Origin of the sequence: Pseudomonas sp. B21_DOA (assembly GCA_030544685.1) — a bacterium.
Taxonomy (GTDB): domain Bacteria; phylum Pseudomonadota; class Gammaproteobacteria; order Pseudomonadales; family Pseudomonadaceae; genus Aquipseudomonas; species Aquipseudomonas fluorescens_AO.
The window spans coordinates 279,388-304,085 of record CP086683.1; the positions used below are offsets into that span (position 1 = coordinate 279,388).

Annotated in this window: 35 protein-coding genes and 2 pseudogenes; 7 read left to right on the forward strand and 30 right to left on the reverse strand. The window is 57.1% G+C overall.

Features of this window, described 5'->3' with window-relative positions; all coding sequences use genetic code 11:
• Positions 1–43: 43 nt before the first annotated feature.
• The 6 genes from LJU32_01325 (at position 44) to LJU32_01350 (ending at position 4,508) form a co-directional block, all read left to right on the forward strand.
• A complete protein-coding gene (locus tag LJU32_01325; GenBank protein WKV91016.1) occupies positions 44–625 on the forward strand; it encodes a YjfI family protein in 582 nt (193 codons plus the stop codon).
• 17 nt (positions 626–642) lie between these two features.
• Complete coding sequence (locus tag LJU32_01330) at positions 643–1,341, forward strand: PspA/IM30 family protein (protein ID WKV89165.1); 699 nt, start codon at positions 643–645, stop codon at positions 1,339–1,341.
• A gap of 198 nt (positions 1,342–1,539) precedes the next feature.
• Positions 1,540–2,190, forward strand: a complete 651-nt coding sequence (locus LJU32_01335; GenBank protein ID WKV89166.1) for a YjfK family protein — start codon at positions 1,540–1,542, stop codon at positions 2,188–2,190.
• Positions 2,191–2,227: 37 nt separating this feature from the next.
• Positions 2,228–2,629: a DUF350 domain-containing protein gene (locus LJU32_01340; protein WKV91017.1), complete on the forward strand. Its 402-nt coding sequence runs from the start codon at positions 2,228–2,230 to the stop codon at positions 2,627–2,629.
• Positions 2,630–2,647: 18 nt separating this feature from the next.
• Entirely contained in the window at positions 2,648–3,349 is a 702-nt protein-coding gene (locus tag LJU32_01345; protein ID WKV89167.1) for a DUF1190 domain-containing protein, read from the forward strand.
• A 1-nt stretch (position 3,350) separates the two neighbouring features.
• Positions 3,351–4,508 (forward strand): glutathionylspermidine synthase family protein, encoded by a 1,158-nt coding sequence (locus LJU32_01350; GenBank protein WKV89168.1) that lies wholly within the window; start codon positions 3,351–3,353, stop codon positions 4,506–4,508.
• A gap of 193 nt (positions 4,509–4,701) precedes the next feature.
• Here LJU32_01350 and LJU32_01355 read toward each other — a convergent pair whose 3' ends face one another.
• Together LJU32_01355 and LJU32_01360 are read right to left on the reverse strand one after the other, a co-directional pair.
• A complete protein-coding gene (locus LJU32_01355; protein ID WKV89169.1) occupies positions 4,702–5,223 on the reverse strand; it encodes a single-stranded DNA-binding protein in 522 nt (173 codons plus the stop codon).
• Between the two features lie 9 nt (positions 5,224–5,232).
• Entirely contained in the window at positions 5,233–6,630 is a 1,398-nt protein-coding gene (locus LJU32_01360; GenBank protein ID WKV89170.1) for an MFS transporter, read from the reverse strand.
• 191 nt (positions 6,631–6,821) lie between these two features.
• Here LJU32_01360 and uvrA point away from each other — a divergent pair, with 191 nt between their 5' ends.
• On the forward strand, positions 6,822–9,656 hold the full coding sequence (gene uvrA, locus LJU32_01365) for an excinuclease ABC subunit UvrA (protein WKV89171.1): 2,835 nt from the start codon (positions 6,822–6,824) through the stop codon (positions 9,654–9,656).
• Positions 9,657–9,721: 65 nt separating this feature from the next.
• On the opposite strand, the gene bfr is transcribed toward uvrA, so the two are convergent.
• The 28 genes and pseudogenes from bfr to rplD form a co-directional block, all read right to left on the reverse strand.
• The gene (gene bfr / locus LJU32_01370) at positions 9,722–10,189 is read right to left on the reverse strand and encodes a bacterioferritin (protein ID WKV89172.1); all 468 of its coding nucleotides are present in this window, start codon (positions 10,187–10,189) and stop codon (positions 9,722–9,724) included.
• A gap of 149 nt (positions 10,190–10,338) precedes the next feature.
• On the reverse strand, positions 10,339–11,793 hold the full coding sequence (locus LJU32_01375) for a catalase (GenBank protein WKV89173.1): 1,455 nt from the start codon (positions 11,791–11,793) through the stop codon (positions 10,339–10,341).
• Between the two features lie 239 nt (positions 11,794–12,032).
• Positions 12,033–12,419 carry a 50S ribosomal protein L17 gene (gene rplQ, locus LJU32_01380; GenBank protein WKV89174.1) on the reverse strand — a complete coding sequence of 129 codons (387 nt, stop codon included), beginning with the start codon at positions 12,417–12,419 and terminating at the stop codon, positions 12,033–12,035.
• 42 nt (positions 12,420–12,461) lie between these two features.
• Positions 12,462–13,463, reverse strand: a complete 1,002-nt coding sequence (rpoA, locus tag LJU32_01385; protein ID WKV89175.1) for a DNA-directed RNA polymerase subunit alpha — start codon at positions 13,461–13,463, stop codon at positions 12,462–12,464.
• A 22-nt stretch (positions 13,464–13,485) separates the two neighbouring features.
• Positions 13,486–14,106 carry a 30S ribosomal protein S4 gene (gene rpsD / locus LJU32_01390; GenBank protein WKV89176.1) on the reverse strand — a complete coding sequence of 207 codons (621 nt, stop codon included), beginning with the start codon at positions 14,104–14,106 and terminating at the stop codon, positions 13,486–13,488.
• Between the two features lie 18 nt (positions 14,107–14,124).
• The gene (gene rpsK / locus LJU32_01395; protein WKV89177.1) at positions 14,125–14,514 is read right to left on the reverse strand and encodes a 30S ribosomal protein S11; all 390 of its coding nucleotides are present in this window, start codon (positions 14,512–14,514) and stop codon (positions 14,125–14,127) included.
• 30 nt (positions 14,515–14,544) lie between these two features.
• Entirely contained in the window at positions 14,545–14,901 is a 357-nt protein-coding gene (gene rpsM, locus LJU32_01400) for a 30S ribosomal protein S13 (protein ID WKV89178.1), read from the reverse strand.
• A 130-nt stretch (positions 14,902–15,031) separates the two neighbouring features.
• Entirely contained in the window at positions 15,032–15,148 is a 117-nt protein-coding gene (rpmJ, locus tag LJU32_01405; GenBank protein WKV89179.1) for a 50S ribosomal protein L36, read from the reverse strand.
• Positions 15,149–15,175: 27 nt separating this feature from the next.
• A pseudogene (gene secY, locus LJU32_01410) lies at positions 15,176–16,503 on the reverse strand (preprotein translocase subunit SecY).
• Entirely contained in the window at positions 16,504–16,941 is a 438-nt protein-coding gene (gene rplO / locus LJU32_01415) for a 50S ribosomal protein L15 (GenBank protein ID WKV89180.1), read from the reverse strand. It lies immediately after the preceding pseudogene.
• A gap of 3 nt (positions 16,942–16,944) precedes the next feature.
• Entirely contained in the window at positions 16,945–17,121 is a 177-nt protein-coding gene (gene rpmD, locus LJU32_01420) for a 50S ribosomal protein L30 (GenBank protein WKV89181.1), read from the reverse strand.
• 2 nt (positions 17,122–17,123) lie between these two features.
• Positions 17,124–17,624 (reverse strand): 30S ribosomal protein S5, encoded by a 501-nt coding sequence (rpsE, locus tag LJU32_01425; protein ID WKV89182.1) that lies wholly within the window; start codon positions 17,622–17,624, stop codon positions 17,124–17,126.
• Between the two features lie 3 nt (positions 17,625–17,627).
• A complete protein-coding gene (gene rplR, locus LJU32_01430) occupies positions 17,628–17,978 on the reverse strand; it encodes a 50S ribosomal protein L18 (GenBank protein ID WKV89183.1) in 351 nt (116 codons plus the stop codon).
• A gap of 10 nt (positions 17,979–17,988) precedes the next feature.
• Positions 17,989–18,522 (reverse strand): 50S ribosomal protein L6, encoded by a 534-nt coding sequence (rplF, locus tag LJU32_01435; protein WKV89184.1) that lies wholly within the window; start codon positions 18,520–18,522, stop codon positions 17,989–17,991.
• Positions 18,523–18,533: 11 nt separating this feature from the next.
• Positions 18,534–18,926, reverse strand: a complete 393-nt coding sequence (gene rpsH / locus LJU32_01440) for a 30S ribosomal protein S8 (GenBank protein ID WKV89185.1) — start codon at positions 18,924–18,926, stop codon at positions 18,534–18,536.
• A gap of 206 nt (positions 18,927–19,132) precedes the next feature.
• Entirely contained in the window at positions 19,133–19,438 is a 306-nt protein-coding gene (gene rpsN / locus LJU32_01445; GenBank protein ID WKV89186.1) for a 30S ribosomal protein S14, read from the reverse strand.
• A gap of 13 nt (positions 19,439–19,451) precedes the next feature.
• The gene (gene rplE, locus LJU32_01450) at positions 19,452–19,991 is read right to left on the reverse strand and encodes a 50S ribosomal protein L5 (GenBank protein WKV89187.1); all 540 of its coding nucleotides are present in this window, start codon (positions 19,989–19,991) and stop codon (positions 19,452–19,454) included.
• A 20-nt stretch (positions 19,992–20,011) separates the two neighbouring features.
• Complete coding sequence (gene rplX / locus LJU32_01455; protein ID WKV89188.1) at positions 20,012–20,326, reverse strand: 50S ribosomal protein L24; 315 nt, start codon at positions 20,324–20,326, stop codon at positions 20,012–20,014.
• Positions 20,327–20,337: 11 nt separating this feature from the next.
• A complete protein-coding gene (gene rplN, locus LJU32_01460) occupies positions 20,338–20,706 on the reverse strand; it encodes a 50S ribosomal protein L14 (GenBank protein WKV89189.1) in 369 nt (122 codons plus the stop codon).
• Positions 20,707–20,729: 23 nt separating this feature from the next.
• Positions 20,730–20,996, reverse strand: a complete 267-nt coding sequence (gene rpsQ / locus LJU32_01465; GenBank protein ID WKV89190.1) for a 30S ribosomal protein S17 — start codon at positions 20,994–20,996, stop codon at positions 20,730–20,732.
• A 2-nt stretch (positions 20,997–20,998) separates the two neighbouring features.
• Positions 20,999–21,190: a 50S ribosomal protein L29 gene (gene rpmC / locus LJU32_01470; GenBank protein WKV89191.1), complete on the reverse strand. Its 192-nt coding sequence runs from the start codon at positions 21,188–21,190 to the stop codon at positions 20,999–21,001.
• Complete coding sequence (gene rplP, locus LJU32_01475; GenBank protein ID WKV89192.1) at positions 21,190–21,603, reverse strand: 50S ribosomal protein L16; 414 nt, start codon at positions 21,601–21,603, stop codon at positions 21,190–21,192. Before rplP ends, rpmC begins: the two co-directional genes overlap by 1 nt.
• Positions 21,604–21,614: 11 nt before the next feature.
• On the reverse strand, positions 21,615–22,301 hold the full coding sequence (gene rpsC, locus LJU32_01480) for a 30S ribosomal protein S3 (protein WKV89193.1): 687 nt from the start codon (positions 22,299–22,301) through the stop codon (positions 21,615–21,617).
• A gap of 13 nt (positions 22,302–22,314) precedes the next feature.
• The gene (gene rplV / locus LJU32_01485) at positions 22,315–22,647 is read right to left on the reverse strand and encodes a 50S ribosomal protein L22 (protein WKV89194.1); all 333 of its coding nucleotides are present in this window, start codon (positions 22,645–22,647) and stop codon (positions 22,315–22,317) included.
• 11 nt (positions 22,648–22,658) lie between these two features.
• On the reverse strand, positions 22,659–22,949 hold the full coding sequence (rpsS, locus tag LJU32_01490) for a 30S ribosomal protein S19 (protein ID WKV91018.1): 291 nt from the start codon (positions 22,947–22,949) through the stop codon (positions 22,659–22,661).
• A pseudogene (gene rplB, locus LJU32_01495) lies at positions 22,950–23,773 on the reverse strand (50S ribosomal protein L2). It lies immediately after the preceding gene.
• A 14-nt stretch (positions 23,774–23,787) separates the two neighbouring features.
• A complete protein-coding gene (gene rplW / locus LJU32_01500; GenBank protein ID WKV89195.1) occupies positions 23,788–24,087 on the reverse strand; it encodes a 50S ribosomal protein L23 in 300 nt (99 codons plus the stop codon).
• On the reverse strand, positions 24,084–24,686 hold the full coding sequence (rplD, locus tag LJU32_01505; GenBank protein WKV89196.1) for a 50S ribosomal protein L4: 603 nt from the start codon (positions 24,684–24,686) through the stop codon (positions 24,084–24,086). The genes rplW and rplD overlap by 4 nt, the downstream gene beginning before the upstream one ends.
• Positions 24,687–24,698 lie beyond the last annotated feature (12 nt).

A 24,698-nucleotide genomic window follows, 5' to 3' on the forward strand; every position in this document is an offset into this window, starting at 1 on the left:
CGAGCGCGGCAAGACGTCGGCGAAAAAACCGTCAAGCTTCTACATGAAGCAGATGCGCGCAGGCCTGGCCGCCGCCGGTTATGTGAAACACGAAACTTGGGTGCTTCCGGAAAACCGAAGCTTGCTCAAGCAAATGGAGCAACAGCTACGCCAACCGATTCTGGCTGGCTCTTTCATGTCGGAGAAATACATGAGCGCAGGCAACAACTGGACCATCGACAGCCTCTTCAATGCCCTCAAGGCGCTGGACGAGGTGGCTTCCCAAGAGATTTCGCTGTCCCTGATCCAGAGCTCCGAGCCGAGCATCAAGCTGGAAATGAACGAATTCGGCGGCCTGCCGATTCACATCGCCCTGGCCGGCCAGCAGATCATCGTCGACACCGTGCTGGTGGACATCGATTCGATCAGCAATGTCCAGGCGTTCAACGATGCCGTGCTGCGCAGCCGCGAGATGTTCCCGCTGTCGTCGATCGGCATCGAGTCGATGCCCAACGGCCAGACCGTCTACAACATGTTCGGCGCCCTCAGTGCTGATTCGAGCCTGACCAACGTCGTCACCGAGGTGAAAACCCTGGTCGACAACGTGCAGCGCGCCAGCGAAGCCTTCGAACACTTCTTCAAGTAATCAACAGGGAATATCCAATGACTCAGTCCATCTGGAGCAAGTTGTTCACCGCACTGCGCGGCGGCGCCAATGAAGTCGGCGAAGCCATCGCCGACCAGCAGGCGCTGCGCATCCTCGATCAGGAAATCCGCGACGCTGACACCGCGCTGTCCAATGCTCGCCGCGAACTGGTGACGATCATGGCCAAGCACAAACTCGCCGCCGACCGCGTCAGCGAATACGACGCCAAGATCAAGGACCTCGAAGCCAAGGCTGTGGCCGCGTTGAATGCCGGCCGTGAAGACCTGGCGCGGGAAGTGGCCGAAGCGATTTCGACCCTGACCAACGACCTCGCTGCCGAGAAGAAACTCAGCGATGAATTCGGCGCCTACGCCGACAACATGCGCAAAGACATCAGCAAAGCCGAATCGCGGATCAAGAGCCTGCGCCAGCAAGTGGACATGGCCAAGGCCCGCGACAGCGTGCAGAAAGCCCAGGTCAGCGCCTCGATTGCCAGCGGCGGCGCCAACGGCAAACTGGAAACCGCGGTCGGCACCCTGAACCGCCTGCAAGCCAAGCAGCAGCAACGCGCTGCCGAACTGAACGCCGCAGATGAACTGGCCGACGCCTCTACCGGCAACGACCTGGAACGCAAACTGCGCGACGCCGGCATCACGCCGAACGAAGGCAGCGCCAACGCGATCCTTGAGCGGCTGAAGCAGAAGTCCGCGCAGTAATCACTGAACGGTAACCTGTGGGAGCGAGCCTGCTCGCGAAAGCGTCGTGACAGTCAAAATTGATGGTGACTGACACGGCCCATTCGCGAGCAGGCTCGCTCCCACACGGTTTGCGGCGTGTCGTTCACCGCTTCGCCCGTTACACTACCGCCACTTTTTCACCCCCGAACACCTCCACCCGCTTCAAGGAACGTACCCATGGGATGGTTTAAAGACTTGCTCGGCACCAGCAATTGGCAGACCGCTGCGCCAACGAGCACCGGCGCCAGCGGTCCACTGGGCATGGCACAAGGCAAAGGCGTGCGCTTTGACACGACCCTGGCATTGCTGCTGGAAGGCTCGACTTCGGTGCGGGTGCCATTCGATCAAGCGGTGTGGAGCGCCGGTTGGGTCGATCTCGGCCAGTCCAACAAGCTGCACCGCTACTACATGAACGACGAGGATTTCTGGGTGCAGATCCACGTCACCGGCGATGATCAGGTCGAGTCGGTCACCCTGTTCAATTACCTCAGCTACGTGACGGTCAACAGTGATGCGGAACTGCAGCGTCTGGCCGGGCCGAACAGCCTGATCGGTCTGCCGACCTACAACCACGACGGTGTCGAATACACCCGTGAATGGGGCACCGAACTGCATCAGACCGAACTGGTGCCGATGACCGAACACGTAGTCAACCCGGACGAGTCCTACACCATCAAGCACCACGCCATGCTGTATGCCCGCGACACCGGCCTGACCGATCGCCGCGAACTGCTGCTGTTCTCCGTCGAACAGGATGAAGAAGGCACCGTCAGCCTGAGCACCTCGCTGGGCATCTCGCTGTACACGACTGATTTGAGCGCCATCTAAAAAGGAAGTTTTTCATGCTGGAAGTCTTGGCCGTTTCCTGAACAAAACCGCGCTGGTCGGTTTTGTCGTCTACCTGATCGGCGCCGTGTTGCTGTTCATGCTGTTTCAATTCGTCTACACGCGCGTCACCGCGCACAAGGAATTCGAACTGATCCGCGCCGGCAACACTGCCGCCGCCATTGCCCTGTCCGGGGCGATCATCGGTTTCGCCATTCCGGCGAGCAACGTGATCGCCTACTCGGTCAACGTGCTCGATTTCGTGCTGTGGGCTGTCATCGCTGCCGTTGTGCAGTTGCTGGCATTCGTCGCTACCGGGCTGGTGCTCAAGGGCACTTCCCAGCGCATCGCCAACGGCGAAGTCGCCGCCGGCATTTATGTCGCCGCCGTGGCGATCAGCGTCGGCATGCTCAATGCCGCGTGCATGACCCCGTCCCACTGACCGGCAGGAAGCCTCTCGATGAAACGCAGCAAATACGTGCAGTTGTCCCTCGCCGCGTCGGTGGCGATGGCGATCTCCGGTGAAGCAGCAGCGCTGGATCAGCCGCGCAATTTCCAGAGCGTTGAACAATGTGTCGACGCCGAAGTGGCCGCCGATCTCTGCTCCAGCGCCTACGTCGCCGCTCTGAACGAACATCGGCGCATCGCCCCGGCCTACACCGACAAGGCCAAGTGCGACGCAGACTTTGCCGCTGGCTGGTGTCAGAAAAATTCCGATGGTCGTTTTGTGCCGAAACTCGGCGGCTTCAAAGTGCCGGGCAATGCCGAGACGCCGCAGGATCTCGATGCCATCGCCAATTCGCAAATGCCGGCGGGGGACACCACCACCAGCAGCAGTGCCAGCCACGGCGGCTCGCATTATTCCGGTGGCTCAGGTGGCGGCGGCAATGGCTGGCTGACCGGCTGGCTGATCGGCAACGCAATGAGCAACAACGCCGAACGCACCGTTTACCGTGATCGCGAAACGCGCCAGCCGTACAACACCTCAACGCAGTACCGCCGAGCTGACACAACCTCGCGCAGCCAGGCGGATTACGAAAGCAGCAAGAGCAAACCGGTGAACGTTGCGTCGTCGACTTCGCGCGGCGGTTTCGGCAGTCAGTCCAGCGCCCGCAGCGGTTGGGGTGGCTGGGGCAGCAGTTCCGGACGCTCGAGCAGCTGACATGAAAAAGATCCACTGCGCCGAGCGCCCCGACTGGAAACACACCGCCGAAAGCCTCGGTTTCCTGTTCCACACCATCGACGACGAACCTTATTGGGACGAAAGCGCCTACTACCAGTTCAGCCTCGCGCAGATCGAAAACGATCTCGAAGATCCGACCACCGAACTGCATGAGATGTGCATGGATCTGGTTGATCGCGTGGTCAACAGCGAAGAGTTGCTCGATCGCTTGAGCATTCCGGCGGCGTACTACGACATGATCCGCACCTCATGGCGCGAAGGTCATCCGCATCTGTACGGTCGTATGGACTTTTCCTACAGCGGCAACGGGCCGGCGAAACTGCTGGAGCTCAACTACGACACACCGACCAGCCTCTATGAAGCGGCGGCGTTTCAGTGGGGCTGGCTGGAACAATGCATTGAGCGTGGCACGCTGCCGCCGCATGCCGACCAGTTCAACAGCATCGACACCAAGCTGCATCAGGCCTTCGCCGAATTGCAGTTGAAGCGGCCGTTCTACTTTGCCTCGATGAAGGACTCGGTCGAGGACAAAGGCACTACCGACTACCTGCGGCTGATCGCGGAAAAGGTCGGCATCGAATCACGCCACATCGACATCGAAGACATCGGCCTGACGGCTGAGGGCCGTTTCGTCGATCTGCAAGATCGCTGGATCCCGCATCTGTTCAAGCTGCACGCCTGGGAATTCATCTTCCACGAACCGTTCGGCGCGGCGATCGCCGAGTGCGATACACAGTTTTTCGAACCGGCGTGGAAGGCAATTCTGTCGAACAAAGGTGCGCTGCCGCTGCTGTGGGAATTGCACAAGGGACATCCGAATCTGCTCGCCGCGCACCTTGATCCGAATCCGCAGAGTGCGGTGCCGAAGGGCTGGGTGCGCAAGCCGTACTTTTCCCGCGAGGGCGCCAATATCGAACTGCAAACAGCGGAGGGGCTGATTGTCAAAGAGGACGGGCCCTACACCGATGCGCCATTCATCCTGCAGGAGTTCGCACCGCTGCCGAAGTTTGGCGACAGCTACACGCTGATTGGCTCGTGGGTGATTGGAGATGAGGCGGCAGGGATTGGTGTGCGTGAGGACAATAGCCTGATCACCAAGGACTCCAGCCGCTTCCTGCCGCATCTGATTCTGGATTAAGACGAAGTTACCTTGTGGGAGCGAGCCTGCTCGCGAAAGCGTCCTGTCAGTTACAGGTGCATCGACTGATCTGACGCATTCGCGAGCAGGCTCGCTCCCACAGGAGATTGTGAATAGCCAGGAATTTCCTGAACAAAAAAGGCCCGTCGCTCAAGCGACGGGCCTTTTCATTTAAAGCGGTTACCGCGGCGAATCAGAACGGAATATCGTCATCGAAGCTGTCGAAATCCGGAGCCGGTTGCGGTGCGGCCTGCTGTGGCGCTGGCGGAGCCGAACGCTGCTGCGGAGCCGACTGCTGCGGGCGTGGAGCCTGCTGACGTGGCGCCTGCTGCTGGTAGTTGTTGCCGCCACCTTGTTGGTCGCCCTGTTGTGGACGGCCGCCGAGCAATTGCATGGTGCCTTGCATGTCGACCACGATTTCAGTGGTGTAACGCTTGATGCCGTCCTTTTCCCACTCGCGGGTCTGCAGCTTGCCTTCGATGTACACCTGCGAACCCTTGCGCAGGTATTCACCGGCGATCTCGGCAACCTTGCCGAACATCGACACACGGTGCCATTCGGTCTTCTCGACCTTCTGACCGGTCTGCTTGTCGGTCCATTGTTCGCTGGTGGCCAGACTCAGGTTGGTCACGGCGTTACCGTTAGGCAGGTAGCGAACTTCGGGATCCTGGCCGCAAGTGCCGACCAATATGACTTTGTTAACCCCACGGGCCATAACGTTCTCCTAAGCGTCGCACGCAGCCCCGGCCGGGTTGTTGACCAAGCGTTCGAGGGTGGTGCGATCCACTAATTCTTTGTCCAGTTTGATGTAAACAGCCGCCTCTTCCGCGACTATCACTGCATCTGTTACCCCTACCAGGGCCTTGAGGCGCTCGACCAGACCCGCTTCGCGGATCGCTTCGGGCGACAACGGCAAGCGCAGGCTCGTCACGTAGGGAGGTTCGCGCATGGTAACAGCAAAGGCCAGCCAAAGTGCAGCCAGCGCGGCGCATCCAAGGAACACAACCGACAGACCGCCATGCTGGAACAACCAGCCGCCGAGTATCCCGCCGAGTGCCGAACCGAGGAACTGGCTGGTGGAGTACACGCCCATGGCCGTGCCCTTGCCGCCTGCCGGTGAAACCTTGCTGATCAGCGACGGCAACGAGGCCTCGAGCAGATTGAACGCGGTAAAAAACACCACCGTGCCGATCACCAGAGTGCGCAGGCTGTCGCCGAACTGCCAGAAGAATAGTTCAGTCAGCATCAGTGTCATGACGGCACCGAGCAAAACTCGTTTCATTTTGCGTCGCTTCTCGCCATAGATGATGAAAGGGATCATGGCGAAGAACGAAATCAGCAGCGCGGTCAGGTAAACCCACCAGTGCTGCTCCTTGGGCAAGCCGGCTTTTTCCACCAGTGCCAAGGGCAAGGCGACGAAGCTCGACATCAACATGGCATGCAAGACGAAGATGCCCAGATCGAGGCGCAGCAGATCCGGGTGCTTGAGCGTCGGCATCAGTGCCTGCCGGGCGACGCCAGACTCACGGTGCTGCAACGGCCCGGTGGACTGCGGCACCATGAACATGATGATCAGGATACCGACCAGCGCCATGGCGCCCGTGGCGAGGAACAGCCCCGACAGCCCGAACGCGCTGGTCAGTAACGGCCCGACCACCATGGCCACGGCGAACGACAGGCCGATGGTCATCCCGATCATCGCCATGGCTTTGGTGCGATGCTGTTCGCGGGTCAGATCGGACAGCAGCGCCATCACCGCTGCAGAAATCGCCCCGGCGCCCTGCAGGATCCGCCCGGCGATCACGCCCCAGATCGAATCGGCCTGGGAAGCCAGAACACTGCCGAGAGCGAAGACGATCAGGCCGAGGTAAATCACTGGCCGGCGGCCGATGCGGTCAGAAATGATGCCGAACGGAATCTGGAAAATTGCCTGGGTCAGGCCGTAAGCGCCAATCGCCAGCCCGATCAGGGCCGGGGTCGCTCCCGCCAGATCCATGCCATAGGTCGCCAGCACCGGCAACACCATGAACATGCCAAGCATACGGAAGGCGAACACCAGGGCCAGACCGCTCGCCGCGCGGGTCTCGCTGCCACTCATGCGTTCGCTGTGGGGATCGTGCATGGAAAAACCTCGTGTGAACCGGCGGCGATTCTACCAGTCCCATCGGAAGACGGGGTATATCGCGACGCTATGACGCGTATAGATGAAACTCTCTTCATGAACGGCAAAACGCCCTTCGTTTGATAGTGTGCATCCATCCAGTATTTGCCCGTATACTCCTACGTTTTCGACGCCCGCCGAGCGAGGCCACTTTGGACAAGATCCTGATACGTGGGGCCCGTACCCACAACCTGAAGAACATCGACCTGACCCTGCCACGGGACAAACTGATCGTCATCACCGGCCTGTCCGGATCCGGCAAGTCGTCCCTGGCGTTCGACACGCTGTATGCCGAAGGTCAGCGCCGCTATGTCGAATCGCTGTCGGCCTATGCCCGGCAGTTCCTGTCGATGATGGAAAAACCCGACGTCGACACCATCGAAGGCCTGTCGCCGGCGATCTCCATCGAACAGAAGTCGACCTCGCACAACCCGCGTTCCACGGTCGGCACCATCACCGAAATCTACGACTACCTGCGCTTGCTCTATGCCCGCGTCGGTACACCGCGCTGCCCGGATCACGACATCCCGCTGGAAGCGCAGACTGTCAGCCAGATGGTCGATCTGGTGCTGGCGCAGCCGGAAGGCAGCAAGCTGATGCTGCTGGCGCCGGTGATCCGCGAACGCAAAGGCGAACACCTGTCGGTTTTCGAAGAATTGCGTGCGCAAGGTTTCGTCCGCGCCCGGGTCAACGGACGCATTTGCGAGCTCGACGAGCTGCCGAAGCTGGATAAACAAAAGAAGCATTCGATCGATGTGATCGTTGACCGCTTCAAGGTTCGCGCTGATTTGCAGCAACGTCTGGCCGAGTCTTTCGAGACCGCGCTGAAACTCGCCGACGGCATTGCCCTGGTGGCGCCGATGGACGACGAGCCGGGTGAAGAAATGATCTTCTCCGCACGCTTCGCCTGCCCGATCTGCGGCCACGCGATCAGCGAGCTGGAACCCAAGCTGTTTTCCTTCAACAACCCGGCCGGCGCCTGCCCGACCTGCGACGGTCTGGGCGTGAAGCAGTTCTTTGATATCAAACGTCTGGTCAATGGCGAGCTAACACTGGCCGAGGGCGCGATACGCGGCTGGGACCGGCGCAACGTTTATTACTTCCAGATGCTCGGCTCACTTGCCTCGCACTACAAGTTCAGTCTGGACAAGCCATTCAACGACCTTAGCGCCGAGCAGCAGAAGTTCATCCTGCACGGCAGCGGCTCGCAGAATGTCGATTTCAAATACCTGAACGACCGTGGCGACATCGTCAAACGCTCGCACCCTTTCGAGGGCATCGTGCCGAACCTGGAGCGCCGTTACCGCGAAACCGAATCGGCGAGCGTGCGCGAAGAGCTGGCCAAGTTCCTCAGCCATCAGGCCTGCCCGGATTGCCGTGGCACGCGTCTGCGCCGCGAAGCACGGCACGTCTGGGTTGGCGAGAAAACCTTGCCGGCAGTGACCAACCTGCCGATTGGCGATGCCTGCGAATATTTCGGCGCGCTGAAGATGACCGGGCGCCGCGGCGAGATCGCCGACAAGATCCTCAAGGAAATCCGCGAGCGTCTGCAGTTCCTGGTCAACGTCGGCCTCGACTATTTGTCGCTGGATCGCAGCGCCGACACCCTGTCCGGTGGCGAGGCGCAACGGATCCGTCTGGCGAGCCAGATTGGCGCGGGCCTGGTCGGCGTTCTGTATATCCTCGACGAACCGTCCATTGGCCTGCATCAGCGCGACAATGACCGCCTGCTCGGCACGCTCAAGCATTTGCGCGATATCGGCAACACGGTGATCGTGGTCGAGCACGACGAAGACGCGATTCGTCTGGCTGACTATGTCGTCGATATCGGCCCTGGCGCCGGTGTGCACGGCGGGCAGATCGTTGCCGAGGGCACGCCGGACGAAGTCATGGCGCACCCGGATTCGCTGACCGGCAAATACCTGTCCGGCCGGGTGAAGATCGAAGTGCCGGCCAAACGCACGCCGCGCAACAAGAAGCTCAACCTCTCGCTTAAAGGTGCGCGTGGCAACAACTTGCGCAATGTCGATCTGGACATCCCGATCGGCCTGCTGACCTGCGTGACTGGCGTCTCCGGTTCTGGCAAATCGACACTGATCAACAACACGCTGTTCCCGCTGAGCGCAACGGCACTCAACGGTGCGACCACGCTGGAAGCCGCCGCGCATGACAGCATCAAAGGTCTGGAACATCTCGACAAAGTCGTCGACATCGACCAGAGCCCGATCGGCCGTACGCCGCGTTCCAACCCGGCGACCTACACAGGGCTGTTCACACCGATCCGCGAACTGTTTGCCGGCGTGCCCGAGTCGCGCTCCCGTGGTTACGGCCCGGGGCGTTTCTCGTTCAACGTCAAGGGCGGTCGCTGCGAAGCGTGCCAGGGCGATGGCCTTATCAAGGTGGAAATGCACTTCCTGCCGGACATCTATGTGCCCTGTGATGTGTGCAAGAGCAAGCGCTACAACCGCGAAACCCTTGAGATCAAATACAAGGGCAAGAGCATCCACGAAACCCTCGAAATGACCATCGAGGAAGCGCGGGAGTTCTTCGACGCGGTGCCGGCACTGGCGCGCAAGCTGCAGACGTTGATGGATGTTGGCCTGTCGTACATCAAGCTGGGGCAGTCGGCGACGACCTTGTCCGGTGGTGAAGCACAGCGGGTCAAGTTGTCGCGAGAACTGTCCAAACGCGATACCGGCAAGACTCTGTACATCCTCGACGAACCGACCACCGGCCTGCACTTCGCCGATATCCAGCAATTGCTCGACGTTCTGCATCGCCTGCGCGACCACGGCAATACCGTGGTGGTGATCGAGCACAACCTTGATGTGATCAAGACCGCTGACTGGCTGGTGGACCTCGGTCCTGAAGGCGGTTCCAAGGGCGGGCAGATCATCGCCACCGGTACGCCGGAAGAAGTGGCCGAGATGAAGCAATCTCACACCGGCCATTATCTCAAGCCGCTGCTGATCCGCGATCGGGCCTGACCGCCAGGCATGAAAAAGCCCCTGTCACCGTTGAAGTGACAGGGGCTTTTTTATAGCCGTTGCAATCAGGACGCGTGGGATTGCAGGTAGTTCTCGAGACCGATCAGTTTGATCAGGCCCAGCTGCTTTTCCAGCCAGTAGGTGTGATCTTCTTCGGTGTCATTGAGTTGAACCCGCAGAATCTCACGGCTAACGTAGTCCTTGTGTTGCTCGCAAAGCTCGATGCCTTTGCACAGCGCAGCGCGGACTTTGTATTCGAGGCGCAGATCAGCTTCGAGCATCGAAGGCACCGTGGTGCCGACATCCAGATCATCCGGACGCATGCGCGGCGTACCTTCGAGCATCAGAATCCGCCGCATCAATGCATCGGCGTGGCCGGCTTCTTCTTCCATCTCGTGGTTGATGCGCTCGTAGAGCTTGGTGAACCCCCAGTCCTCATACATCCGCGAATGAACGAAATATTGATCACGCGCGGCCAGTTCGCCGGTCAGCAACGTATTGAGGTAATCGATTACATCTGGGTGGCCTTGCATCGCCCTACATCTCCCTTCCTGAAAGTCTGTAGTTTGAACCAACATGACCGGAAGGTCACTCACGAAGCGCAATAAAAGCGAAGATATTCTGAGAAAAGCAGGCCAAATAACGCAAAAACCGCCCAAATGAGGGCGGTTCTGCTTCTCGTTTAGACTTCGTTAAGCTGTACGTTAAGCAGCTTTGCGATTGCTTCTCCATACGCCGGATCGGCTTTGTAGAAATGTTGCAGCTGGCGATCGACGACATCGCTGGAAACACCTGCCATGGCACCAGCGATGTTGCTGACCAGCAACGCCCTCTGCTCATCGCTCATCAAGCGGAACAAGGCACCGGCATGGCTGTAGTAGTCGGTGTCTTCCCGGTGATCATAACGATCAGCGGCACCGCTCAAGGCCAGCGCTGGTTCAGCGTAGTGTGGCGCTTGTTTCGGCGATTCAACGTAGCTGTTCGGTTCATAGTTCGGCGCCGCGCCGCCGTTGCTGCCGAAAGCCATGGAGCCGTCACGCTGATAAGTATTCACCGGGCTGCGCGGCGCGTTCACCGGCAATTGCTGGTGATTGGTGCCCACACGGTAGCGGTGCGCGTCAGCGTAGGCGAATACGCGACCTTGCAGCATGCGGTCCGGCGACAGACCGACGCCTGGCACCATGTTGCTCGGGCCAAATGCAGCCTGCTCGACCTCAGCGAAGTAATTCAGCGGATTGCGGTTCAACTCCAGTTCACCGACTTCGATCAGCGGGAACTCTTTCTGCGACCAGGTCTTGGTCACGTCGAACGGATTCTCGTAATGAGCCGCCGCCTGGGCTTCGGTCATGATCTGAATGCACACGCGCCATTTCGGGAATTCACCGCGCTCGATGGCCTCGAACAGGTCACGCTGCGCATAGTCCGGGTCGGTACCGGCCAAACGGGCAGCCTCGGCTGGTGCCAGGTTCTTGATGCCTTGCTGAGTCTTGTAGTGCCACTTCACCCAGTGACGCTCGCCTTTGGCGTTGATCAGGCTGTAGGTGTGGCTACCGAAGCCGTGCATGTGACGATAGCCGTCAGGGATGCCCCTATCAGAAAACAGAATGGTGACCTGGTGCAGCGCCTCAGGCGAATGCGACCAGAAATCCCACATCATCTGCGCGCTTTTCAGGTTGCTTTGCGGCAGACGCTTTTGCGTGTGGATAAAGTCAGGAAATTTCAGCGGATCGCGGATGAAGAACACTGGCGTGTTGTTGCCGACGATGTCCCAATTGCCTTCTTCGGTGTAGAACTTCAAGGCGAAACCGCGCGGATCGCGCTCGGTGTCGGCCGAACCACGCTCGCCACCCACGGTAGAAAAGCGCAGAAAGGTTGGCGTTTGTTTGCCTACCGACTCGAACAACTTCGCACTGGTGTATTCAGTAATGTCACGGGTAACGGTGAACGTGCCGTAGGCGCCCGAGCCTTTAGCGTGGACACGGCGCTCAGGAATGTTTTCACGGTTGAAGTGCGCGAGCTTTTCGATCAGATGGAAATCGTCGAGAAGCAGCGGACCGCGTGGGCCGGCGGAACGGGAATTCTGGTTATCAGCAACTGGCGCGCCACTCGCGGTTGTAAGCGTCTTGGTCTGGCTCATGCGGTCTTCTTCCTCTGTCAGTCTTGAACTGCCGGCTAATGGGCTTGGCGGGAAGTATTGATCATCGACGTTACAGCTACAAATTCATTAACTTGCAGGTATCGATAGATAATTACTAATTATGTTTTCCCGGCACATAGTGGCAGTTCAACCATGTCAGAAACTTGTACGGACGGCGCATTTCTTCCAGGCACAAAAAACCGGGCACTAGGCCCGGTTCTTTGTTTCAGACTGACGTCTTACTCGGCGGATACAGCTTCGCCAGCAGTAGCACGATCAACCAACTCGACGTACGCCATAGGCGCGTTGTCGCCAGCGCGGAAACCGCACTTGAGGATGCGCAGGTAGCCACCCTCACGGGTAGCGTAACGCTTGCCCAGGTCGTTGAAGAGCTTACCAACGATAGCTTTCGAACGAGTACGGTCGAAAGCCAGACGGCGGTTAGCCAGGCTGTCTGTCTTGGCCAGAGTGATCAGCGGCTCGGCAACGCGGCGCAGTTCTTTGGCTTTTGGCAGAGTAGTTTTGATCAGCTCGTGCTCGAACAGCGACACCGCCATGTTTTGGAACATGGCCTTGCGGTGCGAGCTGGTGCGGCTCAGGTGACGACCACTTTTACGATGACGCATGGTTCATTCCTTACCAAACACTACGTTCGGTGATTACGACGATCAGGCAGTCGCCTTGTCGTCCTTCTTAAGACTTGCAGGCGGCCAGTTGTCGAGGCGCATGCCGAGGGACAGACCGCGGGAGGCCAGAACGTCCTTGATTTCAGTCAAGGATTTCTTGCCCAGGTTCGGAGTCTTCAACAGCTCTACTTCGGTACGCTGAATCAGGTCGCCGATGTAGTAGATGTTTTCCGCCTTAAGGCAGTTAGCCGAACGTACAGTCAGTTCCAGATCGTCAACCGGGCGAAGCAGGATCGGATCGATCTCGTCTTCCTGCTCGACAACCAGCGGCTCACTTTCACCTTTGAGGTCGACGAACGCAGCCAGCTGCTGTTGCAGGATGGTTGCAGCGCGACGGATAGCCTCTTCAGGATCCAGGGTACCGTTGGTTTCCAGATCAATAACCAGCTTGTCCAGGTTGGTACGCTGCTCGACACGGGCGTTTTCCACCACGTAAGCGATACGGCGAACCGGGCTGAACGAAGAGTCGAGCTGCAAGCGACCGATGCTGCGGCTTTCGTCTTCATCGCTCTGACGCGAGTCGGCTGGTTCATAACCACGACCACGAGCTACGGTGAGCTTCATGTTCAGGGCGCCGTTAGACGCCAGGTTAGCGATTACGTGATCGGGATTAACGATCTCGACATCATGATCCAGCTGAATATCGGCAGCGGTAACCACCCCCGAACCCTTCTTCGACAAGGTCAGCGTAACTTCGTCACGACCGTGCAGCTTGATGGCCAGACCTTTAAGGTTCAACAGGATTTCAATTACGTCTTCCTGTACACCTTCGATGGCGCTGTACTCGTGGAGCACACCGTCAATCTCGGCCTCGACTACTGCGCAGCCGGGCATTGAGGACAACAGGATGCGGCGCAGCGCGTTGCCCAGGGTGTGGCCAAAACCACGCTCGAGAGGCTCGAGAGTGATCTTGGCGCGGGTTGGACTGACAACCTGCACATCAATGTGGCGGGGTGTCAGGAACTCATTTACCGAAATCTGCATGGATGCACCTATTTTCTAGCCCTTACTTGGAGTAGAGCTCGACAATCAGGCTTTCGTTGATGTCGGCGGACAGATCACTGCGAGCAGGAACGTTCTTGAAAACGCCCGACTTCTTCTCAGTGTCTACTTCTACCCATTCTACGCGGCCACGTTGGGCACACAGATCGAGAGCTTGGACAATGCGAAGTTGGTTTTTTGCTTTCTCGCGAACTGCAACCACGTCACCAGCACGAACCTGATACGACGGAACGTTTACGGTCTGACCGTTAACGCTGATCGACTTGTGCGATACCAGTTGACGGGATTCGGCACGAGTCGAACCAAAGCCCATACGGTATACAACGTTGTCCAGACGGCATTCGAGCAGTTGCAGCAGGTTTTCACCGGTTGCACCTTTCTTGCCAGCAGCTTCTTTGTAGTAGCCGCTGAACTGGCGCTCGAGAACGCCGTAGATACGACGGACCTTCTGCTTTTCACGCAGTTGGGTGCCGTAGTCGGACTGGCGACCGCGGCGTTGGCCGTGGATACCAGGTGCTGCTTCAATGTTGCACTTCGATTCGATCGCGCGCACGCCGCTCTTCAGGAAGAGATCGGTGCCTTCGCGACGAGCGAGTTTGCATTTTGGACCAATGTAACGAGCCATTCTTTACAATCTCCTGGATTACACGCGGCGCTTCTTCGGCGGACGGCACCCGTTGTGCGGGATTGGCGTCACGTCGGTGATGCTGGCGATCTTGTAGCCACAGCCGTTCAAAGCGCGGACTGCGGATTCACGACCTGGACCTGGACCCTTGACGTTGACGTCGAGGTTTTTCAGGCCGTATTCCAGCGCAGCTTGACCAGCACGCTCAGCAGCTACTTGAGCAGCGAACGGGGTGGACTTGCGGGAACCGCGGAAACCCGAACCACCGGAGGTAGCCCAGGAAAGAGCGTTACCTTGACGGTCGGTAATGGTCACGATGGTGTTGTTAAAAGATGCATGGATGTGGGCGATGCCATCAACCACTGTCTTTTTAACTTTTTTACGAGGACGAGCAGCAGGTTTTGCCATGATTAAATTCCTGTCGATTCGCTGGGGCGATTACTTGCGGATCGGCTTACGCGGACCTTTACGGGTACGCGCGTTGGTCTTGGTACGCTGACCGCGTACTGGCAGACCACGACGATGACGCAGACCGCGATAGCAACCGAGGTCCATCAAGCGCTTGATTTTCATGTTGATTTCGCGACGCAGGTCACCTTCAGTGGTGAACTTCGCCACTTCGCCACGCAGCTGTTCAATTTGCTCGTCGCTCAGATCTTTGATCTTTGCTGCTGGGTTTACCCCAGTCACTGCACAGATCTTCTGCGCAGTAGTGCGACCAACACCATAGATGTAGGTCAGCGAGATAACAGTATGCTTGTTATCTGGAATGTTAACGCCTGCAATACGGGCCATTCAGTGGGACTCCAATTGACAGCTACCTACGCCCCGGAAGCCAAGAAATAGGGCGCGAGATAATATCGCTGTAATAACAAATAATCAACCCGGTAGCGCACTAGCTACCGGGCTTGAAGCACAATCACACTCAGCCTTGGCGCTGTTTGTGACGCGGTTCCGCGCTGCAAATTACTCGAACAACACCTTCGCGGCGAATAATCTTGCAGTTACGGCACAGCTTTTTCACCGATGCACGAACTTTCATCACCAACTCCTCGAACCTTATGGGTACTCAGCGCAACATGCCGCTGCCGTAACCCTTCAGGTTGGCTTTCTTCATCAGGGATTCGTACTGGTGCGAAACGAGGTGCGATTGTACTTGGGACATGAAGTCCATCACAACCACGACCACGATCAGCAACGAGGTCCCGCCAAGGTAGAACGGAACGTTTGCTGCAACCACCAGGAATTGGGGCAACAGGCACACGGCCGTCATGTAAAGAGCACCGAACAGGGTCAAGCGGGTCAGAACGCCATCAATATAGCGCGCAGACTGCTCACCTGGACGGATGCCCGGAATAAAGGCACCGGACTTCTTCAGGTTTTCCGCTACGTCTTTCGGATTGAACATCAACGCCGTATAGAAGAAGCAGAAGAAAATAATCCCTGCACTAAACAGCAGAATATTCAACGGCTGACCAGGAGCGATCGACTGCGAGATGTCCTGCAACCAGCCCATACCTTCAGACTGACCGAACCAGGCACCCAACGAAGCCGGAAACAGCAAAATGCTGCTCGCGAAAATAGCCGGAATAACACCGGCCATGTTCACCTTCAGCGGCAAGTGGCTTGTCTGCGCCGCAAAACCTTTCGGCCCTGCTGACGCTTGGCGTAGTGAACAGCGATACGACGCTGGCCACGCTCAATGAACACCACGAAACCGATAATCGCTACTGCCAGCAAACCGATGGCAACCAGGGCGAAGATGTTGATATCACCCTGACGCGCAGACTCGAAAGACTGCCCGATTGCTCTCGGAAGACCGGCGACGATACCCGAAAAAATCAACATCGAGATACCGTTGCCAACACCACGCTCAGTAATCTGCTCACCCAGCCACATCATGAACATCGCACCAGCCACAAATGTGGTTACCGCGACGAAATGGAAGCCAAAGTCACCAGTGAACGCGACGCCCTGCCCGGCCAGACCAATGGACATGCCAATAGCCTGGACCAGAGCGAGAGCGACGGTGAGGTAGCGGGTGTACTGGCTAATCTTTCGACGGCCAGCTTCACCTTCCTTCTTCAACTGCTCCAGCTGCGGGCTGACGGCGGTCATCAGTTGCATGATGATCGATGCCGAAATGTACGGCATGATCCCCAGTGCAAAGATGCTCATCCGTTCCAGCGCGCCGCCGGAGAACATGTTGAACAAGCTAAGAATGGTCCCCTCATTCTGTCGAAACAGGTCTGCGAGTCGGTCCGGGTTGATACCTGGAACCGGGATGTGTGCGCCTATTCGGTAGACGATAATCGCCAGGAACAGAAAACGCAGACGAGCCCAGAGTTCAGACATACCGCCTTTGCCGAGCGCAGAGAGAGCACCTTGCTTAGCCATTTATTCCTCGAACTTGCCGCCAGCTGCTTCGATAGCCGCACGCGCACCTTTGGTGGCGCCGATTCCCTTGCCGATAGTGACAGCGCGAGTCACTTCACCGGACAGCATGATTTTCACACGCTGTACGTTGACGTTGATCACGTTGGCATCTTTCAGGGACTGCACAGTAACGACGTCGCCTTCCACTTTGGCCAGCTCGGACAAACGCACTTCTGCGCGATCCATGGCTTTCAGGGAAACGAAACCGAACTTAGGCAGGCGACGATGCAGCGGCTGTTGACCGCCTTCAAAGCCTGGAGCGATGGTGCCACCGGAGCGGGAGGTCTGACCTTTGTGACCACGGCCACCAGTCTTGCCCAAACCACTACCGATACCACGGCCCGGACGATGCTTTTCGCGACGGGAACCCGGCGCTGGACTCAGATCATTGAGTTTCATCGATTAACCCTCGACACGCAGCATGTAGTAAGCCTTGTTGATCATCCCGCGATTCTCGGGAGTATCCTGGACTTCTACAGTGTGACCGATGCGACGCAGACCCAGACCCTTAACGCACAGTTTGTGGTTAGGGATGCGGCCGGTCATGCTTTTGATCAGCGTAACTTTAACGGTAGCCATGATTACTTGATCTCCTCAACACGCAGGCCACGCTTGGCAGCGATGGACTCAGGAGACTGCATAGCCTTCAGACCCTTGAAAGTGGCGTGAACCACGTTTACCGGGTTAGTCGAGCCGTAGCACTTGGCCAGAACGTTCTGAACGCCAGCAACTTCGAGGACAGCACGCATAGCGCCGCCAGCGATGATACCGGTACCTTCAGAAGCAGGCTGCATGTACACCTTCGAAGCGCCGTGAGCGGACTTCATTGCGTACTGCAGGGTGGTGCCGTTCAGGTCAACTTGAATCATGTTGCGGCGAGCAGCTTCCATTGCCTTCTGGATCGCAGCAGGCACTTCACGTGACTTGCCACGGCCGAAGCCAACACGCCCTTTACCATCACCAACCACGGTCAACGCGGTGAAAGTGAAGATACGGCCGCCTTTAACGGTTTTGGCTACGCGGTTAACTTGAACCAGCTTCTCGATGTAGCCTTCGTCGCGCTTTTGGTCGTTATTTGACATAACTTAGAACTCCAGCCCAGCTTCACGAGCAGCATCAGCCAGCGCTTTAACGCGGCCGTGGTACTTGAAGCCAGAGCGGTCGAAAGCCACTTGCGATACGCCAGCGGCCTTAGCACGCGTAGCGACCAGCTGGCCAACCTTTGTGGCCGCGTCGATGTTGCCAGTGGCACCATCACGCAGTTCTTTATCCAAAGTCGAGGCACTTGCCAGGACCTTGTTGCCGTCGGCCGAGATGACCTGGGCGTAGATGTGCTGCGACGAGCGGAACACGCAGAGACGCACGACTTCGAGTTCGTGCATTTTCAGGCGTGCTTTGCGAGCGCGACGCAGTCGAGTAACTTTTTTGTCGGTCATTTGCTATGCCCTACTTCTTCTTGGCTTCTTTACGACGGACGACTTCGTCCGCGTAGCGCACACCTTTGCCTTTGTACGGCTCTGGTGGACGGAAGTCGCGGATCTCGGCGGCCACTTGACCTACCAGCTGCTTGTCGATGCCCTTGATCAGGATATCGGTCTGGCTAGGAGTCTCAGCGGTGATGCCTTGCGGCAGTTCGTAATCCACTGGGTGCGAGAAGCCAAGAGCCAGGTTCAGAACCTGACCTTTTGCTTGCGCTTTGTAACCAACACCGACCAGCTGGAGCTTGCGCTCGAAGCCTTGGCTTACGCCCTGGACCATGTTGTTTACCAACGCACGCGTGGTACCGGCCATTGCGCGAGTTTGTTGATCGCCATTGCGAGCAGCGAAACGCAGCTCACCAGCTTCTTCAACGATCTCAACGGACGAATGGATGTTCAGTTCAAGAGTGCCCTTGGCACCCTTCACCGAAAGCTGTTGGCCTGCGAATTTGACTTCGACACCGGCTGGCAGCTTAACGGGGTTCTTAGCGACGCGAGACATGCTTATCCCCCTTAGAACACAGTGCAAAGAACTTCGCCGCCGACACCGGCAGCGCGCGCAGCACGATCCGTCATCACACCTTTGTTGGTGGAGACGATAGACACGCCAAGACCGCCACGAACTTTCGGCAGATCTTCAACGGACTTGTACTGACGCAGGCCTGGACGACTAACGCGCTTCACTTCTTCGATAACCGGACGGCCTTCGAAGTACTTCAGCGAGATGGACAGCGACGGCTTGGCGTCGGTGGTGATCTGAAAATCCGCGATGTAACCTTCGTCCTTCAGGACTTTTGCTACAGCTGCCTTCAACGTGGAAGACGGCATGCTTACGACAGACTTTTCAGCCATCTGGGCATTACGGATTCGAGTTAGCATGTCCGCTAACGGGTCCTGCATACTCATGGGCTAGACGCTCCTAATACAAAAAATTAGCCTTGCGGCTACTACTTGTCGCCGAGAACTTCCGGGCAGAAAAACACGGGCTCAGGCGAGCCGGTCATTCTAGACACACCCAGAAATGAATCAAGCCCCAAAAGGGGCTTGATTCAGATTCAAAGCCACCGATGGTCAGGTTCTTGCGAACCCGAACATCGAGACTTTGACAACTATTACCAGCTGGCTTTAACCAGACCTGGCACGTCACCACGCATTGCAGCTTGACGCAGCATGTTACGGCCGAGGCCGAACTTGCGGTACACGCCGTGCGGACGACCAGTCAGGCGGCAACGGTTACGCATGCGCGAAGCGCTTGCGTCACGTGGTTGCTTCTGCAGTGCTACGGTAGCTTCCCAACGCGCTTCTGGACTTGCGTTCAGATCGACGATGATAGCTTTCAGCGCTGCACGCTTGGTGGCGTACTTGGCAACGGTGAGCTGACGCTTCAGCTCACGGTTCTTCATGCTCTTCTTGGCCATTTTCCTACTCCAATCAGTTGCGGAACGGGAATTTGAAAGCACGCAGCAGAGCGCGGCCTTCATCATCGTTCTTGGCAGTGGTGGTCAGGGTAATGTCCAGACCGCGGAGAGCATCGATCTTGTCGTAGTCGATTTCCGGGAAGATGATCTGCTCTTTCACGCCCATGCTGTAGTTGCCACGACCATCGAAGGACTTGGCATTCAGGCCGCGGAAGTCGCGAACCCGAGGCAGGGAGATCGACAGCAGACGATCCAGGAACTCGTACATACGCTCACGGCGCAGGGTCACTTTGACGCCGATCGGCCATCCTTCGCGGACTTTGAAGCCAGCGATGGATTTACGAGCGTAGGTCACAACGACTTTCTGGCCGGTGATCTTTTCCAGGTCAGCAACAGCGTGCTCGATGACTTTTTTGTCGCCGATCGCTTCGCCCAGACCCATGTTCAGGGTGATTTTGGTAACGCGCGGAACTTCCATCACGTTCGAAAGCTTAAGTTCTTCCTTAAGTTTCGGAGCGATTTCCTTCCGGTAAATCTCTTTTAGTCGTGCCATGGTCTTCTACCTAGCAGTGTTCAAGCATCAACCGCTTTTTGGGTCGACTTGAAGACACGAATTTTCTTACCGTCTTCTACTTTGAAACCAACGCGGTCAGCCTTGTTGGTTTCGCCGTTGAAGATGGCGACGTTGGAAGCGTGCAGTGGCGCTTCTTTCTCGACGATACCGCCCTGTACGCCCGACATCGGGTTAGGCTTGGTATGACGCTTGACCAGGTTCAGACCACCAACAACCAGACGGTTGTCAGCAAGAACCTTCAGCACCTTACCGCGCTTACCTTTGTCTTTGCCGGCGATCACGATGATCTCGTCGTCACGACGAATCTTTTGCATGTCGGATCTCCTTACAGCACTTCTGGGGCGAGCGAGACGATCTTCATGAACTTCTCAGTACGAAGTTCACGGGTCACTGGCCCAAAGATACGGGTGCCGATCGGCTCTTGCTTGTTGTTCAGAAGAACAGCAGCGTTGCCATCAAAGCGGATAATGGAGCCATCAGCACGACGTACGCCGTGACGAGTGCGGACTACAACAGCAGTCATCACTTGGCCTTTTTTCACCTTACCGCGAGGAATTGCTTCCTTCACGGTAACTTTGATGATGTCACCGATACCAGCGTAACGACGATGGGAGCCACCCAGCACCTTGATGCACATAACACGGCGAGCGCCGCTGTTATCGGCCACATCGAGCATGGATTGAGTCTGAATCATATAATTTCTCCGACCCCTAGCCCTTAGACTTCCACAGCGCGTTCGAGAACATCAACCAGCGCCCAAGACTTGGTCTTGGCCATCGGACGAGTTTCACGAATAGTGACTTTGTCGCCGATGTGGCACTGATTGGTTTCGTCGTGCGCGTGCAGCTTAGTCGAACGCTTAACGTATTTACCGTAGATCGGGTGCTTTACGCGACGCTCGATCAGAACGGTGATGGTTTTGTCCATCTTGTCGCTGACAACACGGCCAGTCAGCGTACGGACAGTTTTTTCGGCTTCAGCCATGATCACTTACCTGCCTGCTGGTTGAGCACAGTCTTCACGCGAGCGATGTCACGCTTAACTTGCGAGAGCAGATGAGACTGCCCCAACTGGCCAGTTGCTTTCTGCATGCGCAGATTGAACTGGTCGCGCAGCAAGCCGAGCAGTTGCTCGTTCAGCTGCTGTGCGGATTTTTCACGAAGTTCATTCGCTTTCATCACATCACCGTCCGTTTAACAAAGGAGGTGGCGAGCGGCAGCTTTGCAGCAGCCAGGGCGAAAGCCTCACGCGCCAGCTCTTCAGAAACACCCTCGATTTCATACAGGACTTTGCCTGGCTGAATCTGGGCAACCCAGTACTCCACGTTACCCTTACCTTTACCCATACGAACCTCGAGAGGTTTCTTGGAGATCGGCTTGTCCGGGAATACACGGATCCAGATCTTGCCGCCACGTTTTACGTGACGGGTCAGAGCACGACGCGCTGACTCGATCTGACGAGCGGTGAGACGACCACGAGCAACAGACTTCAGCGCGAACTCGCCGAAGCTGACTTTGCTACCGCGCAGTGCCAGACCACGGTTGTGGCCGGTCATCTGCTTGCGGAACTTCGTACGCTTTGGTTGCAACATTTGGCGTACCCTTACTTAGCAGCTTTTTTACGAGGCGCTGGTGCTTGTGGTTTCAGTTCTTCTTGGCGACCACCAATAACTTCGCCTTTGAAGATCCAAACCTTTACACCGATCACACCGTAAGTGGTGTGAGCTTCGTAGTTGGCATAGTCGATGTCGGCACGCAGGGTGTGCAGTGGCACACGACCTTCGCGATACCATTCAGTACGTGCGATTTCAGCACCGCCGAGACGACCGCTCACTTGGATTTTGATGCCTTTGGCACCAATGCGCATGGCGTTCTGTACAGCGCGCTTCATAGCGCGACGGAACATTACACGACGCTCCAGCTGCTGAGCTACGCTCTGCGCAACCAGCATACCGTCGAGCTCCGGCTTGCGGATCTCTTCGATATTGATGTGCACAGGCACACCCATTTGCTTGGTCAGGTCCTGACGCAGTTTCTCAACATCTTCACCTTTCTTCCCGATAACGATACCTGGACGAGCGGTGTGGATGGTGATGCGTGCAGTTTGGGCCGGACGATGGATATCGATACGGCTTACGGACGCGCTTTTTAGTTTGTCTTGGAGATACTCACGCACTTTCAGATCTGCGAACAAGTAGTCCGCATAAGTCCGACCGTCTGCGTACCAGACGGAGGTGTGCTCCTTGACGATTCCCAGGCGAATGCCAATGGGATGTACTTTCTGACCCATCTCTTCGACTCCGTTACTTGTCAGCAACCTTGACAGTGATATGGCAAGACCGCTTGACGATGCGATCAGCACGGCCTTTGGCACGTGGCATGATGCGCTTCAGCGAACGCCCTTCGTTGACGAAAACGGTGCTGACCTTCAGGTCATCAACGTCTGCGCCTTCGTTATGCTCGGCGTTGGCTACGGCCGACTCCAGCACTTTCTTCATGATCTCGGCGGCTTTCTTACTGCTGAAAGCCAACAGGTTGAGCGCTTCGCCCACCTTCTTCCCGCGGATCTGGTCGGCGACCAAGCGGGCTTTCTGGGCGGAGATTCGAGCGCCCGACAACTTAGCGGCTACTTCCATTTCCTTACCCCTTAACGCTTGGCTTTCTTGTCAGCCACGTGCCCGCGATAGTTGCGGGTACCGGCGAACTCGCCCAGTTTGTGGCCGACCATGTCTTCGTTAACGAGAACTGGGACGTGCTGACGACCGTTGTGTACTGCGATGGTCAGACCGACCATTTGTGGCAGGATCATCGAACGACGCGACCAGGTTTTAATTGGTTTGCGATCGTTCTTTTCCGCCGCCACTTCGATCTTCTTCAGTAGGTGAAGATCAATAAAAGGACCTTTTTCAGAGAACGTGGCACTGTCGTATCCCTCTATTTACTTGCGACGACGGACGATCATTTTGTCGGTACGCTTATTACCACGAGTCTTCGCGCCCTTAGTCGGGAAGCCCCATGGCGATACCGGATGACGACCACCAGAGGTACGACCTTCACCACCACCATGTGGGTGGTCAACCGGGTTCATGGCAACACCACGAACGGTTGGGCGAACGCCACGCCAGCGTTTGGCACCAGCTTTACCCAGCGAACGCAGGCTGTGCTCGGAGTTCGAGACTTCACCCAGGGTCGCACGGCATTCAGCCAGGACTTTACGCATTTCACCGGAACGCAGACGCAGGGTCACGTAGACACCTTCACGAGCGATCAGCTGAGCCGAAGCACCAGCGGAACGAGCGATCTGTGCACCTTTACCTGGCTTCAATTCGATGCCGTGTACGGTAGAACCGACTGGAATGTTGCGCAGCTGCAGAGCGTTGCCTGGCTTGATTGGAGCCAGAGCGCCTGCGATCAGCTGGTCGCCAGCACTCACGCCTTTAGGGGCGATGATGTAGCGGCGCTCGCCGTCTGCGTAGCAGAGCAGTGCGATGTGAGCAGTACGGTTTGGATCGTATTCAATACGCTCGACAGTGGCGACGATGCCATCTTTGTCGTTGCGACGGAAATCGACCATACGGTAATGCTGCTTATGACCACCACCGATGTGACGAGTGGTAATACGGCCATTGTTGTTACGACCACCAGACTTCGATTTTTTCTCGAGCAGCGGTGCGTGAGGAGCGCCTTTATGCAGCTCCTGGTTGACCACCTTGACCACAAAACGGCGGCCAGGGAAGTCGGTTTGCATTTAACGATTGCCATGATGCACCCCTTCCTTACTCAGCACTGCTGCTGAAATCGAGATCTTGGCCTGGCTGAAGGGAGATAACTGCCTTCTTCCAGTCATTACGCTTGCCCAGACCGCGAGCAGTGCGCTTGCTCTTACCCAGAACGTTCAGGGTAGTGACGCGCTCTACTTTCACGCTGAACAGGCTTTCGACGGCCTTCTTGATTTCCAGCTTGGTTGCATCGGTAGCAACCTTGAAAACGAACTGGCCTTTCTTGTCTGCCAGAACCGTAGCCTTCTCGGAAACGTGCGGGCCAAGCAGAACTTTAAATACGCGTTCCTGGTTCATCCCAGCAGCTCCTCGAATTTCTTCACGGCCGACACGGTGATCAACACCTTGTCGTATGCGATCAGACTAACTGGATCGGAACCTTGCACATCACGTACATCTACGTGCGGCAGGTTGCGAGCAGCCAGGTACAGGTTCTGATCAACAGCGTCCGACACGATCAGAACGTCGGTCAGGCTCATGTTGTTCAGTTTGCCCAGCAGATCTTTGGTTTTCGGAGTTTCAACAGCGAAATCCTGAACCACGACCAGACGATCAGTACGCACCAGCTCAGCAAGGATGGAACGCATTGCTGCGCGATACATCTTCTTGTTCAGCTTCTGGGAGTGATCCTGTGGACGAGCTGCGAAAGTGGTACCGCCGCCACGCCAGATTGGGCTACGGATAGTACCGGCACGAGCACGGCCAGTACCTTTCTGACGCCATGGGCGCTTGCCGCCACCACGAACGTCGGAACGGGTCTTCTGCTGCTTGCTACCTTGACGGCCGCCGGCCATGTAGGCCACGACTGCTTGGTGAACCAGCGTCTCGTTGAATTCGCCGCCAAATGTCAGTTCGGAAACTTCGATCGCTTGAGCGTCATTTACATTTAATTGCATGTCAGCTTCCCC

Coding starts and splice junctions, on each gene's coding strand:
- LJU32_01325 (WKV91016.1), top strand. CDS start 44: ATGAAGCAGATGCGCGCAGGCCTGGCCGCCGCCGGTTATGTGAAACAC.
- LJU32_01330 (WKV89165.1), top strand. CDS start 643: ATGACTCAGTCCATCTGGAGCAAGTTGTTCACCGCACTGCGCGGCGGC.
- LJU32_01335 (WKV89166.1), top strand. CDS start 1,540: ATGGGATGGTTTAAAGACTTGCTCGGCACCAGCAATTGGCAGACCGCT.
- LJU32_01345 (WKV89167.1), top strand. CDS start 2,648: ATGAAACGCAGCAAATACGTGCAGTTGTCCCTCGCCGCGTCGGTGGCG.
- LJU32_01350 (WKV89168.1), top strand. CDS start 3,351: ATGAAAAAGATCCACTGCGCCGAGCGCCCCGACTGGAAACACACCGCC.
- LJU32_01355 (WKV89169.1), bottom strand. CDS start 5,223: ATGGCCCGTGGGGTTAACAAAGTCATATTGGTCGGCACTTGCGGCCAG.
- LJU32_01360 (WKV89170.1), bottom strand. CDS start 6,630: ATGCACGATCCCCACAGCGAACGCATGAGTGGCAGCGAGACCCGCGCG.
- bfr (WKV89172.1), bottom strand. CDS start 10,189: ATGCAAGGCCACCCAGATGTAATCGATTACCTCAATACGTTGCTGACC.
- LJU32_01375 (WKV89173.1), bottom strand. CDS start 11,793: ATGAGCCAGACCAAGACGCTTACAACCGCGAGTGGCGCGCCAGTTGCT.
- rplQ (WKV89174.1), bottom strand. CDS start 12,419: ATGCGTCATCGTAAAAGTGGTCGTCACCTGAGCCGCACCAGCTCGCAC.
- rpoA (WKV89175.1), bottom strand. CDS start 13,463: ATGCAGATTTCGGTAAATGAGTTCCTGACACCCCGCCACATTGATGTG.
- rpsD (WKV89176.1), bottom strand. CDS start 14,106: ATGGCTCGTTACATTGGTCCAAAATGCAAACTCGCTCGTCGCGAAGGC.
- rpsK (WKV89177.1), bottom strand. CDS start 14,514: ATGGCAAAACCTGCTGCTCGTCCTCGTAAAAAAGTTAAAAAGACAGTG.
- rpsM (WKV89178.1), bottom strand. CDS start 14,901: ATGGCCCGTATTGCAGGCGTTAACATTCCAGATAACAAGCATACTGTT.
- rpmJ (WKV89179.1), bottom strand. CDS start 15,148: ATGAAAGTTCGTGCATCGGTGAAAAAGCTGTGCCGTAACTGCAAGATT.
- rplO (WKV89180.1), bottom strand. CDS start 16,941: ATGAAACTCAATGATCTGAGTCCAGCGCCGGGTTCCCGTCGCGAAAAG.
- rpmD (WKV89181.1), bottom strand. CDS start 17,121: ATGGCTACCGTTAAAGTTACGCTGATCAAAAGCATGACCGGCCGCATC.
- rpsE (WKV89182.1), bottom strand. CDS start 17,624: ATGTCAAATAACGACCAAAAGCGCGACGAAGGCTACATCGAGAAGCTG.
- rplR (WKV89183.1), bottom strand. CDS start 17,978: ATGACCGACAAAAAAGTTACTCGACTGCGTCGCGCTCGCAAAGCACGC.
- rplF (WKV89184.1), bottom strand. CDS start 18,522: ATGTCTCGCGTCGCTAAGAACCCCGTTAAGCTGCCAGCCGGTGTCGAA.
- rpsH (WKV89185.1), bottom strand. CDS start 18,926: ATGAGTATGCAGGACCCGTTAGCGGACATGCTAACTCGAATCCGTAAT.
- rpsN (WKV89186.1), bottom strand. CDS start 19,438: ATGGCCAAGAAGAGCATGAAGAACCGTGAGCTGAAGCGTCAGCTCACC.
- rplE (WKV89187.1), bottom strand. CDS start 19,991: ATGGCACGACTAAAAGAGATTTACCGGAAGGAAATCGCTCCGAAACTT.
- rplX (WKV89188.1), bottom strand. CDS start 20,326: ATGCAAAAGATTCGTCGTGACGACGAGATCATCGTGATCGCCGGCAAA.
- rplN (WKV89189.1), bottom strand. CDS start 20,706: ATGATTCAGACTCAATCCATGCTCGATGTGGCCGATAACAGCGGCGCT.
- rpsQ (WKV89190.1), bottom strand. CDS start 20,996: ATGGCTGAAGCCGAAAAAACTGTCCGTACGCTGACTGGCCGTGTTGTC.
- rpmC (WKV89191.1), bottom strand. CDS start 21,190: ATGAAAGCGAATGAACTTCGTGAAAAATCCGCACAGCAGCTGAACGAG.
- rplP (WKV89192.1), bottom strand. CDS start 21,603: ATGTTGCAACCAAAGCGTACGAAGTTCCGCAAGCAGATGACCGGCCAC.
- rpsC (WKV89193.1), bottom strand. CDS start 22,301: ATGGGTCAGAAAGTACATCCCATTGGCATTCGCCTGGGAATCGTCAAG.
- rplV (WKV89194.1), bottom strand. CDS start 22,647: ATGGAAGTAGCCGCTAAGTTGTCGGGCGCTCGAATCTCCGCCCAGAAA.
- rplW (WKV89195.1), bottom strand. CDS start 24,087: ATGAACCAGGAACGCGTATTTAAAGTTCTGCTTGGCCCGCACGTTTCC.
- rplD (WKV89196.1), bottom strand. CDS start 24,686: ATGCAATTAAATGTAAATGACGCTCAAGCGATCGAAGTTTCCGAACTG.